Annotated in this window: 12 protein-coding genes; 5 read left to right on the top strand and 7 right to left on the bottom strand. The window is 68.5% G+C overall.

The window, feature by feature from the left end:
- The first annotated feature begins 116 nt into the window (after positions 1–116).
- On the top strand, positions 117–1,133 hold the full coding sequence (locus tag ACEYYA_RS09480) for a hypothetical protein (protein ID WP_374799970.1): 1,017 nt from the start codon (positions 117–119) through the stop codon (positions 1,131–1,133).
- Here the strand turns inward: ACEYYA_RS09480 and ACEYYA_RS09475 are convergent.
- The 5 genes from ACEYYA_RS09475 to ACEYYA_RS09455 all read right to left on the bottom strand — a co-directional run bounded on the left by ACEYYA_RS09475 (position 1,130) and on the right by ACEYYA_RS09455 (position 5,668).
- A complete protein-coding gene (locus ACEYYA_RS09475) occupies positions 1,130–2,011 on the bottom strand; it encodes an SPOR domain-containing protein (protein WP_374799968.1) in 882 nt (293 codons plus the stop codon). The two genes, ACEYYA_RS09480 and ACEYYA_RS09475, sit on opposite strands and share 4 nt — an antisense overlap.
- Positions 2,008–2,640 carry a uracil phosphoribosyltransferase gene (upp, locus tag ACEYYA_RS09470; protein WP_374799966.1) on the bottom strand — a complete coding sequence of 211 codons (633 nt, stop codon included), beginning with the start codon at positions 2,638–2,640 and terminating at the stop codon, positions 2,008–2,010. Before upp ends, ACEYYA_RS09475 begins: the two co-directional genes overlap by 4 nt.
- A gap of 101 nt (positions 2,641–2,741) precedes the next feature.
- Entirely contained in the window at positions 2,742–3,962 is a 1,221-nt protein-coding gene (locus ACEYYA_RS09465; RefSeq protein WP_374799964.1) for a phosphopentomutase, read from the bottom strand.
- A 9-nt stretch (positions 3,963–3,971) separates the two neighbouring features.
- Positions 3,972–5,276: a thymidine phosphorylase gene (locus ACEYYA_RS09460; RefSeq protein WP_374799962.1), complete on the bottom strand. Its 1,305-nt coding sequence runs from the start codon at positions 5,274–5,276 to the stop codon at positions 3,972–3,974.
- Positions 5,277–5,278: 2 nt separating this feature from the next.
- Positions 5,279–5,668: a cytidine deaminase gene (locus tag ACEYYA_RS09455; protein ID WP_374799960.1), complete on the bottom strand. Its 390-nt coding sequence runs from the start codon at positions 5,666–5,668 to the stop codon at positions 5,279–5,281.
- 132 nt (positions 5,669–5,800) lie between these two features.
- Between ACEYYA_RS09455 and ACEYYA_RS09450 the strand changes: the two genes are divergently transcribed.
- Both ACEYYA_RS09450 and ACEYYA_RS09445 read left to right on the top strand, forming a co-directional pair.
- Positions 5,801–8,080 (top strand): NADP-dependent malic enzyme, encoded by a 2,280-nt coding sequence (locus tag ACEYYA_RS09450; RefSeq protein WP_374799958.1) that lies wholly within the window; start codon positions 5,801–5,803, stop codon positions 8,078–8,080.
- Positions 8,081–8,255: 175 nt separating this feature from the next.
- Positions 8,256–10,151, top strand: a complete 1,896-nt coding sequence (locus ACEYYA_RS09445; protein WP_374799956.1) for a propionyl-CoA synthetase — start codon at positions 8,256–8,258, stop codon at positions 10,149–10,151.
- Positions 10,152–10,162: 11 nt separating this feature from the next.
- Here the strand turns inward: ACEYYA_RS09445 and ACEYYA_RS09440 are convergent, their stop codons facing one another.
- Positions 10,163–10,630, bottom strand: a complete 468-nt coding sequence (locus tag ACEYYA_RS09440; RefSeq protein ID WP_374799954.1) for a YbaK/EbsC family protein — start codon at positions 10,628–10,630, stop codon at positions 10,163–10,165.
- A gap of 135 nt (positions 10,631–10,765) precedes the next feature.
- Here ACEYYA_RS09440 and ACEYYA_RS09435 point away from each other — a divergent pair, with 135 nt between their 5' ends.
- Together ACEYYA_RS09435 and ACEYYA_RS09430 are read left to right on the top strand one after the other, a co-directional pair.
- A complete protein-coding gene (locus ACEYYA_RS09435) occupies positions 10,766–13,561 on the top strand; it encodes a [protein-PII] uridylyltransferase family protein (RefSeq protein WP_374799952.1) in 2,796 nt (931 codons plus the stop codon).
- Positions 13,545–13,829, top strand: coding sequence for a hypothetical protein (locus ACEYYA_RS09430; protein WP_374799950.1), 285 nt, complete (start codon positions 13,545–13,547; stop codon positions 13,827–13,829). The genes ACEYYA_RS09435 and ACEYYA_RS09430 overlap by 17 nt, the downstream gene beginning before the upstream one ends.
- Here ACEYYA_RS09430 and ACEYYA_RS09425 read toward each other — a convergent pair.
- The gene (locus tag ACEYYA_RS09425) at positions 13,826–14,236 is read right to left on the bottom strand and encodes a hypothetical protein (protein ID WP_374799948.1); all 411 of its coding nucleotides are present in this window, start codon (positions 14,234–14,236) and stop codon (positions 13,826–13,828) included. The two genes, ACEYYA_RS09430 and ACEYYA_RS09425, sit on opposite strands and share 4 nt — an antisense overlap.
- Positions 14,237–14,252 lie beyond the last annotated feature (16 nt).

Raw genomic sequence — 14,252 nt, 5'->3', positions numbered from 1 at the left:
TTGCCAAGACGCGCATCATGACGCGGCAAACGCCATCCGCAAGGGGGCCGTGCATTGACGCGCGCGGCAATTCTCCTATCCTTGGATCACGACAAAAACGCAGGCGGATCAGCCAAGTGACGGCGCTTCACCAATATCAGCGGCTGGAATCGCCGGGCCTGTGGCGGCCCGCCCCCGACGCCCAGCGGCGCGAGGTCGTGGTGATGTTCCGCGATGCGACCCTGGTGCTGGTCGATCCGGCCAGCGAACGCCCGCTGGCGCACTGGTCGATGCCGGCCATGCTGCGCGCCAATCCGGGGCGGATGCCCGCGATCTATGCCCCCGGCAGCGGTCCCGACGAAAGCCTTGAGATCGAGGACGAGATCATGGTGGCGGCCATCGACAAGCTGCACCGGATCATCGCGGCGCGCCGCCCGCGCCCCGGACGGTTGCGCGGCCTGCTGGCGATTGCGGCGGCCATTGCCATCGCAGCGGGGGCGGTGTTCTGGCTGCCCGGTGCCCTTGTTCGCCACGCGGCCCTTGTCGCCCCCGAGGCCAAGCGGGTCGAGATCGGCCGCGCCGTCCTGGCCGAGGTCGAGACCCTGACCGGCCCCGCCTGCCGCCATCCGGCGGGCGAACAGGCGCTGTCGCGTCTATCGCGCCGCCTGCTGGATCGCCCGGTCCGCATCGCCATCCTGCCGACGGCCGTGCAGGGCACCCGCGCGCTGCCGGGCGGCATCATCATCGCCAGCCACGACCTGATCGCCGGTCACCCCGGACCCGAGGCCCTGGCGGGCGGCGTGCTGTCCGCCGACCTGGCCGCGCGGGCCGATACCGGCGGGCATGATCCGCTGCTGGACGTGCTGCACTGGGCGGGGATGCGCGCGGCCTTTCGGCTGCTGACCACCGGCAACCTGCCCGAGGACGCCCTTCGCGGCTATGGCACGGCGCTGCTGAACGCAGATCCCGCGCCGGCCGACCGCCCGGCGCTGCTGGCGGCGATGAAGGATCGCGGCGTGCCCTCGACCCCCTTTGCCACCAGTCTTGATCCGGTCGATGCCGCCCTGGCCGAGGGCGATCCGTTCAAGGGCACGATGCCCGACCCGGTGCTGAGCGATGCGGAATGGTCGGCCCTGGCGGCGATCTGCGATTAGCGCGCAAAGGCGTCGGCATAACCCGCCTGCCGCAGCCGGATCAGCGCGCGCGCCAGCCGGGCGCTGTCGTCGAACGGCCCGGCATAGATCACCTCGACCGACTGGCCCCGGATCCGGCCCTTGCCGCGCGCGGCGGGCAGGCCAAGCGTGATGATGCGCGCGATGGCGCGGGCGCTGTTGGCCGGATCGGCATAGGAACCGACCTGCACGAAGCGGTGCCCGGCCTGCGCGGGCGGCGGCGGCGGTAGCGCGTGGCGGCCCGCCCTGGGCGCGCCCTGCGGCGTGCTGGCGCGCGGCGTGCCGGCAGCGCGGTTGCGGGGTGGCTTGTTGGCCCGACCCTTGGCGGTAAAGTCATCGGCGGCGGGCGCGGCGGAGCAGGCGCGCAGCGGCGGCGCGATGCCGCCAAATCCCAGCGATGGATCGCCCGCGACCCGACCCTGCGCGCCCAGTCCGATCAACGCGCAGTGACCCATGACCTGCGCGTGACCGGCTTCGGGCGGTTGCGGCGCGGCGGGCAAAGGGTCGGGCATCTGCACCTGCGGTGGCAGGAGGCCGGGTTGCGCCAAGGTGGGTTGCGCCAAGGTCGGACCCGCGGGCGGGGTGGGCGCCTTTGCCATCGACGTGTCGGGCGCCTCTGAGGGCGCCTTTGCGGGCGGGTCTGCGGCGATCACTGTTGGCGGATAACCGCACAGGGGCGCGCCGTCGCGGCCCCGGCGCGGCTGCCAGTCGTTGCCCTGCCGCTGATAGGCGCAGCCCTGCGCATCGACGAACTGATGGCCGGGAAAGTCGTCGGGCACCTGCGGGATCTGGGCCATGGCGGGCAGGGCGGTCAGCACCGCCCCCAGCATCCCCGCCCAGATGTCCCCGCGCGCCGTCATTTCGTGCCGAACATCCGGTCGCCGGCATCGCCCAGACCCGGCACGATATAGCCGTGTTCGTCCAGCCGTTCATCCAGCGCGGCGGTGATGATCGGCACATCGGGATGGGCCGCCTGCATCCGCGCCACGCCCTCAGGCGCGGCCAGCAGGCAGAGCATCCGGATATTGCGCGCCCCCTGCTTTTTCAGCAGGTCAATCGCCGCAACCGAGGAATTGCCGGTGGCCAGCATCGGATCGACGGCAATCGTCAGGCGGTCCTCAAGCCCGGCGGGCAGCTTGCAGTAATATTGCACGGGTTGCAGCGTCTCGGGGTCGCGGTAAAGGCCGATGAAACCCACGCGCGCCGCCGGGATCAGCTCCAGAATGCCGTCCAGAAGGCCGTTGCCTGCGCGCAGGATCGACACCAGGGCCAGCTTCTTGCCGTCGAGGATCGGCGCCTGCATCGGTTGCAGCGGCGTCTCGATCGTCTGGGTGGTCAGCTCCAGATCGCGGGTGACTTCATAGGCCAGAAGCAGGCTGATTTCGCGCAACAGCTTGCGGAAACCGGCGGTCGAGGTGGACTTGTCGCGCATCAGCGTCAGCTTGTGCGCGACAAGCGGATGGCGGACGATGGTCAGGTGTTCGGTCATGACGGTCCCGGTCTGTGCGCCGGTGGGGCGCGGATTTTTCACCTGTTTCCCGGCCCCTGCGCCCCGCGTCAAGCCAGATCGCGCGGCCAAGGCAAAAACCGTTACAGCCGGTTTCGCCCGGCGGCGGGGGCGGGCAGGCCCAGCCAGGTGGCAATGCTGGCCCCCACATCGGCGTAATCGATGATCCCGCCTGACTTGGCACCGACGCCCCAGCCCAGCACCGGCACCCGTTCGCGGGTGTGGTCGGTGCCGGTGAATGTCGGGTCATTGCCGTGATCGGCGGTGAAGATCGCCAGATCGCCGGGGCGAAGCGTGGCAAGGAACCGCCCGGCCAAGGCGTCGAACCATTCCAGCGCCTCGGCATAGCCCATCACGTCGCGGCGGTGGCCATAAAGGCTGTCGAACTCGACGAAATTGGCGAAGGTCAGGCTGCCGGGTTCGGCGTCGCGTCCCAGCCGGATCAGGTGACCGCCCAGATCGGCATCGGATTTGCCCTTGTGCAGATGGGTGATGCCGCGATGGCTGAAGATGTCGCCGATCTTGCCGATCGCATGGGTGGTGCGCCCCGCCGCCTGCGCGAGGTCAAGGATCGTGTCGCCGGGCGGCGCGATGGCCAGATCGCGGCGGTTCGGGGTGCGGTGGAAATCGCCGGGCTGGCCGACAAAGGGGCGGGCGATGACGCGACCCACGCGCATTGCGTGCAGATGGGGGGCAAGCGCCGCGCACATGTCGTAAAGCCGCTGAAGGCCAAAGGCCTCTTCATGCGCGGCGATCTGGAACACGCTGTCGGCCGAGGTATAACAGATCGGCCAGCCGCTGCGCAGATGATCCGCACCCAGCCGGTCGATGATCGCGGTGCCGGGGGCATGGACGTTGCCCAGCGTGCCCGCCGTGCCCGCCGCCTGCGCGGCAAGGGCCATCAGGTCGGGCGGAAAGGCGGGGTCGGCATCGGGGAAATAATGCCAGTCCCAGGGCACCGGCACGCCCGACAGCTCCCAGTGACCCGAGGGGGTGTCCTTGCCGCGCGAGGCTTCGGTCGCAGCGGCGTGAAAGCCTTGGGGTGTGGCGCCCAGGCCCGGCATGTCAGCGCCCGAGGCGATGCGCACCGCCGCCGACAGGCCCAAGCCATCCAGCACCGGCATCGCCAGCGGCCGACCCGCGCGGGCGCGCGCCTGGGCGATATGGGCCAGCGTATTCGCGCCGCTGTCGGGGGTGGCGCCGTTGAAAAAGCGGTCGGCATCCGGCGCGCCGCCCGCGCCCACGCTGTCCATCACGATCAGGAAGGCGCGGGTGTCGGCGGGGTTTTGTGCGTATTTGGACAAGGAAGAAGCCTATCGGATGCGATCAAGGATCAGCGGGCGGTCGGGGGCCTGATCGCCCAAGCTGTAGGCGGCGGCGACGGTTGCGGCGGCGCGTTCGGCGGCGGCAGGGTCGCGGGCGTGGATCATGGCCATCGGCTGCCCGGCCTCAAGCCTGTCGCCGACGCGGGCCAGCCCGGTCAGGCCGACCGCCGGATCGACCGGATCGCCATTCTTCAGCCGCCCGCCGCCCAGCCGGACCACGGCGCGGCCCAGATCGGCGCTGGCGATGCGGGTTACGGTGCCGCCTGACGGCGCGGGCACCGGGATCACCACCGGCGCGCGGGGCAGGTGCTGGCCCGCGCGTTCGATCAGGTCGGTGGGGCCGCCCTGCGCGGCGATCATCCGGGCGAAATGTTCGGCCGCGGTGCCATCGTCGATCAGTTGCGCGACGCGGGTACGGGCGGCATCGGGGTCGGGCGTCAGGCCGGTCAGGATCAGCGCCTCGGCACAAAGGGCCTCGGTCACGGCGCGCAGCGCGGGCGAGGGGGCGGCGCCGGTCAGCACGCCGATCACCTCGGCCACCTCGACGGCGTTGCCGGCGGTGCGGCCAAGCGGTTGGCTCATGTCAGTCAGCAGCGCACTCGTGGTGCAGCCCGCGCCGGTTGCAGTGTCCACCAGCGACCGGGCAAGGGCGCGGGCGTCCTCATCCCGCGCCATGAACGCGCCGGACCCTGCCTTGACGTCCAGCACCAGGAAATCCAGCCCCGCCGCCAGTTTCTTCGACAGGATCGAGGCGGTGATCAGGTCGATCGATTCCACAGTGCCGGTCACATCGCGGATCGCGTAAAGCCGCCGGTCGGCAGGCGCGAGATCGCCCGAGGCCGCGACGATCGCGCAGCCGTTATCGGCAACCAACTGCCGCAACCGCGCGATGCCGGTATCGGTCACGAAACCGGGGATCGCCTCAAGTTTGTCCAGCGTACCGCCGGTATGGCCAAGCCCGCGCCCCGAGATCATCGGCACGCAGGCCCCGCAGGCCGCCAGCACCGGCGCCAGGATCAGCGAGGTGGAATCGCCGATCCCGCCGGTGGAATGCTTGTCGACCACCGGCCCGTTCAGCGACCAATCCAGCACCTGCCCGCTGTCACGCATGGCGCGGGTCAGCGCCACGCGGCCCGCGTCGCCGGTGCCCTTCAGGAACACGGCCATCGCAAAGGCCCCGGCCTGGGCATCGGTCACGCTGCCATCGGCAAGGCCCCGCGCGATGAAGGCGGCGCCGTCATCGGACAGGCCGTGGCCGTCGCGGATGGCGGCGATCAGGGTGGCGGCCTCCATCGTCAACCCGCCATGTGGTCGGCGGAAAACCGGCCGGGCAGCAATTCGCCCACGGTCGTCGCCAGCACCGCGCCGCTGGTGGTGGCCAGCGTGACCGGCGTGTCGGGGCGGGCGAACTCGGCCAGCTTCTGGCGGCAGCCGCCGCACGGGGGCACAGGGGCGGGGCTGTCGGCGATCACGCAGACTTCGATGATCTCGGTCTCGCCTGCGGCGATCATCGCGGCGATGGCGCCGGCTTCGGCGCAGGTGCCCTCGGGGTAGGCGACGTTTTCGACATTGCAGCCGCGGTGGATGCGCCCCGACGGCCCGCGCACCGCCGCGCCGACCTTGAACCGGGAATAGGGCGCATAGGCCATTTCGCGCACTTCGGTGGCGGCTTGCAGCAGGGACATGGGCGACCTCTCTTTCCTGGTGGCGATTCTGCGCCTGCCCGCGCGATCATGCAAGCCGCCATGACGCGGGCCAATCTTCCCCTGCGTCACGAAATGGTTTAAGGCTGAACTATCGCAGCAGACGAGGTTCCCATGGACGAGGCACGGCAGGATACGGCACGGCAGGCGGCACTGGATTATCACGCATATCCGCGCCCCGGTAAGCTGGAAATCCGCGCGACCAAGCCGCTGGCCAATGGCCGTGATCTGTCGCGCGCCTATTCGCCCGGCGTGGCCGAAGCCTGTCTTGAGATCAAGGCCGACCCCGAAACTGCCGCGCTGTATACCGCGCGGCAGAACCTTGTGGCGGTGGTGACCAATGGCACCGCCGTTCTGGGTCTGGGCAATATCGGCCCGCTGGCCGCCAAGCCGGTGATGGAGGGCAAGGCCGTCCTGTTCAAGAAATTCGCCAATATCGACTGTTTCGATATCGAGCTGAACCAGCCCGACCCCGAAAAGCTGGCCGATCTGATCTGCGCGCTGGAACCCAGTTTCGGCGCCATCAACCTTGAGGATATCAAGGCTCCCGATTGTTTCATCGTCGAAAAGCTGTGCCGCGAACGCATGGGCATCCCGGTCTTTCACGACGACCAGCACGGCACCGCCATCGTGGTCGGCGCGGCGGCGACCAATGCGCTGCATGTCGCGGGCAAGCGGTTTGAGGATATCAAGCTGGTCTCGACCGGTGGCGGTGCGGCGGGGATCGCCTGCCTGAACATGCTGGTCAAGCTGGGTCTGCGGCGTGAAAACATCTGGCTGTGCGACATTCACGGTCTGGTCTACGAAGGTCGCGAGGTCGACATGAACCCGCAAAAGGCGGCCTTCGCACAAAGAACCGACCTGCGGACGCTGGATCAGGTCATCGCGGGGGCGGACATGTTCCTTGGCCTCAGCGGGCCGGGGGTGCTGACGGCCGAACATGTCGCGCAGATGACGCCGCGCCCGATCATCTTTGCTTTGGCCAACCCCACGCCCGAGATTTTGCCCGATCAGGTGCGCGCCATCGCCCCGGATGCGATCATCGCCACCGGGCGCAGCGATTTTCCCAATCAGGTCAACAACGTCCTGTGTTTTCCCTTCATCTTCCGTGGCGCGCTGGATGTCGGCGCGACAGAGATTAACGACGCCATGCAGATCGGCTGTGTCGAAGGGATCGCGGCGCTTGCCCGCGCCACTACGGCGGCCGAGGCGGCGGCGGCCTATCGCGGTGAAAAGCTGACCTTCGGGCCGGATTATCTGATCCCCAAGCCCTTTGATCCGCGGCTGATCGGGGTCGTGTCCTCGGCGGTGGCGCGCGCGGCGATGGAATCGGGCGTGGCCAAGCGCCCGCTGGCCGATCTGGACGCCTACAAGCGCAAGCTGGATCATTCGGTGTTCAAATCCGCGCTGCTGATGCGCCCGGTGTTCGAGGCCGCGGCGACCGCGCAGCGCCGCATCGTCTTTGCTGAGGGCGAGGACGAGCGCGTCCTGCGCTGCGCCAACGCGATGATCGAGGAAATGACCGACGCGCCGGTGCTGATCGGCCGCCCCGAGGTGATCGAGCGGCGCTGCGAACGCGCCGGCCTGCCGATCCGTCCGGGCCGCGATTTCGACGTGGTGAACCCCGAAAACGACGCCCGCTATCGTGATTATTGGGAGGCCTATCACGGTCTGATGGCCCGGCGCGGCGTCAGCCCCGACATCGCCCGCGCCATCATGCGCACCAACACCACCGCCATCGGCGCGATCATGGTGCATCGGGGCGAGGCCGACAGCCTGATCTGCGGCACCTTCGGCCAATATCTGTGGCATCTGAACTATGTCCGGCAGATCCTGGCGCGCGACGGCCTGCATCCGGTCGGCGCGCTGTCGCTGATGATTCTTGAGGATGGCCCGCTGTTCATCGCCGACACCCAGGTTCATGCCGAGCCGACCCCCGACCAGATCCGCGAAGTCGTGTTCGGCGCCGCCCGCCATGCCCGCCGGTTTGGCGTGACGCCGCGGGTCGCTTTGTGCAGCGCCTCGCAATTCGGCAATGTCGATACCGAGGCCGCCCGCCGGATGCGCGCCGCCATCGAGGTGATCGCCGCCCATGAACCCGATTTCGTCTATGAGGGCGAAATGAATGTCGACAGCGCGCTGGACCCCGATCTGCGCGCCCGCCTGCTGCCCGGATCGCGGATGGAGGGGGCGGCCAATATCCTGGTGTTTGCCTCGACCGATGCGGCATCGGCGGTGCGCAACGTCGTCAAGATGAAGGCCGGCGGGCTGGAGGTGGGGCCGATCCTGATGGGCCTGGGCAACAAGGCGCATATCGTCACCCCCTCGATCACCGCGCGCGGCCTGCTGAACGTCACCGCCATCGCAGGCACGCCGGTCAAGCATTACGGCTGAGGGCGGCTTTGCATAAGGTGCGGCGGTTCGCACCGCGCCTTTGCAGTCCGCCCGGCTTTGCAAATATTTTCGCGCCGCCGCGCGGGAATCTGCAAAGTTTTCACCGCTGCGGGCGGTAACATCCTTGCGCGACTCGCCCCCCAATCGTTACGAAACGGTAACGGAGGAGGATTGCATGGGTTACACCGACGTTTACGGCGGCTGGAAGGCCGATCCCGAAGGCTTCTGGATGCAGGCGGCGCAGGCGATTGACTGGGTGCAACCGCCCAGCAAGGCGTTTTTCGATCAAGGCCCGGCGGGCGAATGGTTCGCCGATGCGCGCGTCAACACCTGCTGGAACGCGGTTGATCGCCATGTCGAGGCCGGGCGGGGCGACCAGATCGCCATCATGCACGAAAGCCCGATCACCCTGTCGACCAAGGGCATCACCTATCGCCAGTTGCGCGACCGCGTGGCCAGCCTCGCCGGTGCGCTGCGGATGCGCGGCGTGGAAAAGGGCGATCGCGTCATCATCTATATGCCGATGATCCCCGAAGCGGTCGAGGCGATGCTGGCCTGCGCGCGTCTGGGCGCGATCCACTCGGTCGTGTTCGGCGGGTTCGCCGCGAACGAACTGGCGGTGCGCATCGACGATGCCAAGCCCAAGGCGATCATCGCGGCCTCGTGCGGGTTGGAGCCGGGCCGCGTCGTGCATTACAAGCCGCTTCTGGACGCCGCCATCGACTTGGCCGACCACAAACCCGAGTTCTGCGTGGTCTTTCAGCGCGAACAAGAGGTCGCCAAACTGGTCGAAGGGCGCGACTTTTCCTGGCACGGCTTCCAATACGGGGTGAAGCCCGCCGAATGCGTCCCGGTCGAGGGCAACCACCCTGCCTATGTTCTGTATACGTCGGGCACCACCGGCCAGCCCAAGGGCGTCGTGCGGCACACCGCTGGCCATCTGGTCGCGCTGTCCTGGACGATGAAGAACATCTACAAGATCGAGGCGGGCGACCGCTTCTGGGCGGCCTCGGATGTGGGCTGGGTCGTCGGCCACAGCTATATCTGCTATGGCCCGCTGATCGCCGGGGCGACCACCGTGATTTTCGAGGGCAAGCCGGTCGGCACCCCGCATCCGGGCGTGTTCTGGCGCATCATCCAGAACCACCGCATCAAGTCCTTCTTCACCGCCCCCACGGCACTGCGCGCGATCCGGCGTGAGGATCCGAATGGCGAATGGATCCGCCGCTACAAGCTGCACGATCTGCAAGCCCTGTTCCTGGCCGGTGAACGCGCCGATCCCGACACGGTGAAATGGGCGCAGGATCACCTGGGCGTGCCGGTGGTCGATCACTGGTGGCAGACCGAAACCGGCTGGGCGATCGCCGCCAACCCGATCGGGGTCGAGGAACTGCCGACGAAGCTCGGCAGCCCCTCGGTGCCGATGCCGGGCTATGATGTGCAGGTGCTGGATGAGGGTGGCCACCCCGTCAGCCCCGGCACCCTGGGCGCGATCACCATCAAGCTGCCGCTGCCGCCCGGCACCCTGCCGACGCTTTGGGGCGCCGAGGACCGCTTCAAGAAGTCCTATCTGACGCATTTCCCCGGTTACTATGAAACCGGCGATGCGGGTTACATGGACGAGGACGGCTATCTGTACATCATGGCGCGCACCGATGACGTGATCAACGTCGCCGGCCACCGCCTGTCGACCGGCGCGATGGAGGAGGTGCTGGCCAGCCATCCCGACGTTGCCGAATGCGCCGTGATCGGTGTCGCCGACGCGCTGAAGGGCCAGTCGCCGCTAGGCTTTGTGTGCCTGAAGAAAGGCGTGACCACCTCGCCCGAGAAAGTGGCGAAGGATGTCGTGAAACTGGTGCGCGAGCGGATCGGCCCGGTCGCGGCCTTCAAGACGGCTGTGGTCGTCGATCGGCTGCCCAAGACCCGTTCGGGCAAGATCCTGCGGGCCACCATGGTCAAGATCGCGGATGGTGAGACCTACAAGATGCCCGCGACCATCGAGGATCCGGTGGTGCTGGATGAAATCACCGAGGCGCTGAAAACCGTGGGCTACCCCGGCGCGGGGGGCTGAGGCGCGCCCCGCTAGATGGTGAAATCCGCCAAAGTCGCGCCGGTGCGTTCCAGAAGACGCGCCGGCGCCATCGAAAAGATGTGGCGCGGCGTGCCCGCCGCCGCCCAGATCTGATCGAAGGCCATCAGATGCGGGTCGAAAAACGTCGGGATCGGGCCGGGATGACCCAGCGGCGACACGCCGCCGATCGCAAAGCCCGTTTCGGCACGCACCAGATCGGCATCGGCGCGCGACAGCGTCTGGCCCGCAAGCGCGGTTGCCTTGTCGGCGCAGACCCGCTGACCGCCTGCGGTCAGGAACAGCACCACATGGCCGCTGTCCTCGCCGCGAAAGATGATCGACTTGACGATCTGATCGACGCCGCAACCAGCCGCCGCTGCGGCCTCGGCGGCAGTGCGGGCTTGGCCTGCCTCGACAATCGTATCGGCATCACCACCCGCGATCAGGGCGGCGCGCACCCGTTCCAGACTTTTGCTCATGGGGGCCTCGTGGTTTGAGTATTTGAACAAAGCGGAAGTTGCCATTTCCTCTTTGTAAAAATACTCATAGCGGCCTTGCTATCCTGCGCAACCGCCGTCGTTGACCCCTGCTGCGGCCTGCGCCACTGTCCGGCCATGTCGTTTGCATCCCGCCTGACCCGCTGCCCGATTCCCCTTGACCCCGACCGCGCCGCCGAGGCCGTGGTGCTGTTTCCCGACGCCGCGCCCGAGCTGCGCGATCTGATCGCGGGCACCGCCGGGTGCAGCCCCTATCTGGCCGGGCTGATGGCGCGCGAACAGGATTGGGCGCAGGCCGCCCTGGCTGGCGCCCCCGAAGATGCGCTGTCGGATGCGCTGTCGGGCATGGCCGATCTGGGGGCCGAGGATTTGGGCATCGCCCTGCGTCAGGCCAAGCGGCGGGTGGCGCTGCTGGCGGCCTTGGCCGATCTGGGGGGCGTGTGGCCACTGATGCAGGTCACCGGCGCGCTGACCCGGCTGGCCGATACAGCCGTCGATCTGGCGCTGAAGCGGCTGGTCGCGGATGAGATCCGCCGCGGCAAGCTGCCCGGCGCCACGCCCGAGGATGCGGCGACTGCAGGCGGCATGGTCGCGCTTGCGATGGGCAAGCATGGCGCGGGTGAGCTGAACTATTCATCCGACATCGACCTGATCTGTCTGTATGATGAGACCCGCTTCGACCCTGCCGACCAGCCCGAAGCCCGCGCCGCCTTCATCCGCGCCACCCGCAAGATGGCCGCGATGCTGTCGGACCTGACCGGCGAGGGCTATGTCTTTCGCACCGATCTGCGCCTGCGCCCCGATGCCAGCGTCACGCCGGTCTGCATCTCGATGGCGGCGGCGGAACTTTATTATGAATCCGAGGGCCGCACCTGGGAACGCGCCGCCTATATCAAGGCGCGGGCCTGCGCGGGCGATCTGGCCGCCGGGCAGCGGTTCCTGAAGACGCTGACCCCCTTCGTCTGGCGCAAGCATCTGGATTTCGCGGCCATCCAGGACGCCCACGACATGCGCCTGCGCATCCGCGATCACAAGGGGCTGCACGGGCCGCTGACCATCCCCGGCCACAACATGAAGTTGGGCCAGGGCGGCATCCGCGAGATCGAGTTCTTCACCCAGACCCGGCAGTTGATCGCCGGTGGCCGCGACCCCAGCCTGCGCGATCCGACCACCATGGGCGGCCTTTCGGCGCTTGCCGCGCAGGGATGGGTGCCGCCCGAGGTCGCCGCCGAGCTGACCGACCACTATATCCGCCACCGCGACATCGAACATCGCATCCAGATGGTGCATGACCAGCAGACCCATCTGATGCCGACCAGCCCGGACGGGATCGACCGCATCGCCCGGCTGTCGGGCGTGGCCGATACGGCTGCCTTCTGCGCCGATCTGAAGGCCCGGCTGGAACGGGTCGAGACGCTGACCGGCGCGTTTTTCGCCCCGGGTGAGGGCGCCGACCGCCCCGATCTGTCGGACACCGCGCGCCAGATGGTCGAGGGCTGGCGCAGCTATCCCGCGCTGAAATCCGCCCGCGCCCAGGGCATCTTTCGCCGCGTCGAACCCGAGATCCTGCGACGGATGCAGGCCGCCGCCAACCCCGATGAGGCGCTGACCCAGTTCGACGGGTTCCTGCGCGGCCTGCCCGCCGGCGTGCAACTGTTTTCCCTGTTCGAAGCCAACCCCACGCTGATCGACCTGATCGTCGACATCTGCGGCACCGCGCCGGGCCTCGCTGCGCATCTGTCGCGCCATTCCGGCGTGCTGGACGCGGTGATCGGCGGGTCGTTCTTTGCGCCCTGGCCGGGCCTGGCGGGGCTGACCGACAGCCTGGCTGCGACGATGGCCGCCGCCCCCGATTACGAGGCGCGCCTGGTCGCCGCCCGCCGTTGGGCGAAGGAATGGCACTTTCGCATCGGCGTGCATCACCTGCGCGGGCTGATCGACGCGGCCGAGGCCGCGAAACATTACGCCGATCTGGCGGGCGCGGTGATCGCGGCGATCTGGCCCGAAACCTGTGCCGATTTCGCCGCCAAGCATGGGCCGCTGCCGGGGCAGGGCGCGGTCGTCCTGGGCATGGGCAGCCTGGGGGCCGAACGGCTGAATGCCCAGTCCGACCTTGACCTTCTGGTGATCTATGATGCCGAGGGCGTCGAGATGTCGGATGGCCGCCGTCCGCTGGCCACCCGCACCTATTACGCCCGGCTGACGCAGGCCCTGGTGACCGCACTGTCGGCGCCCATGTCCGAGGGGCGGCTTTATGAGGTCGACATGCGCCTGCGGCCCTCGGGCCGGGCCGGGCCGGTCGCGGTCAGCGTGCAGGCCTTCCGCAGCTATCAGATGGACGAGGCCTGGACATGGGAGCATCTGGCACTGACCCGCGCCCGCCCCGTGGCGGGCAATCCCGCCATCGCCGATGCGATCGAGGCGATCCGGCGTGAGGTTCTGGCCGCCAAGGGGCAGGGCGCGCAGGTCATGGCCGACCTTGCCGACATGCGCGCCCGCATCTTTGCCGCCAAGGCCCCCGATGGCGCATGGGAGGCGAAGATCGGCCCCGGTCGTCTGCAAGACATTGAACTGCTTGCGCAAAGTTTCGCGCTTCGCGCCGGTGATCCGGCCCGCCGGGTTGAGCCGCAACTGCGCGCAGGCCCGCGCGCCGGGCTGATCGACAAGGCCCAGGCCGACCGGCTGGCCAGTGCCTATCGGCTGCTGTGGCGGCTGCAAGCGGGGGGGCGGCTGCTGACCGACCGGCCGCTGGACATGGATGCCATCGGCCAGGGCGGGCGCGATTTCCTGCTGCGCGAAGCGGGCGCGGCCAGCCTTGATGCGCTTGCCGCCCAGCTTGATCAGATCACCGCCGATGTCGCCGCCATCGTCGAGACCCATTTGCCAAAGGTGCAAGATGTCCCTGCCGCCTGACTTGATCGAGGCCGACCCCAAGGGGCTGATCCGCGAAAGCTACCGGATCGAGGGTATCAGCGACGCCGAATGCCGGTCGATCTTTCTGGATTGGGCGCTGTCGCTGCCCGCCGGACTGCCGCCGCAGCGCGCGCTGTCGCGGCTGATCATGGCATATGGTCTTGGCCCGGATCATCCGATGACGGCTATCCTCTATGAGGGGCTGGCCGATCCTGCGCCTGCGACCCCGCCCAAACGTCGGGGCGGGGCGCGGGCGCGGCGCGACTAGCGCGTGACGGTGCCCTTGATGCGCACCGTCACCGGGCCTTGGCGGGTCGTATGGACCAGCTTGCCCTTGCCCAGCTTCGGCGCCGTGCCCAACCCGTCCCAGGCGCGCACCACACCCTTTGGCCCTGACAGAAACAGGGTCAGCCCGCAGCCGCCCGACCCGCAACTGACGGTCGCGCCGTTGCAGCCGACCTCGCCCCTGTCGATCACATAGTCGGGCTGGCCATCGCCATTGGCATCGCCTGCAAGCACCGCCGCTGGACCCGGCCCTTGCGGCCCACCACCCATGTCGCGGCACAGTGCCGCCTCCTTCTTGAGCGCGTCGCGCACCGGCGCAGGCAACGCCTCGGCCCATGCCGCGCCCGCCCCGCCCAGAGCAAGCAGCCCCGCCATGATCCATGTTTTCATGCTGAAATCCCCGGAT

Source organism: Paracoccus zhouxuedongae (assembly GCF_041927815.1).
Classification (GTDB): domain Bacteria; phylum Pseudomonadota; class Alphaproteobacteria; order Rhodobacterales; family Rhodobacteraceae; genus Paracoccus.
The sequence above is the reverse complement of the archived record's forward strand: the minus strand, read 5'-3'. Positions and strand labels throughout refer to the sequence as shown.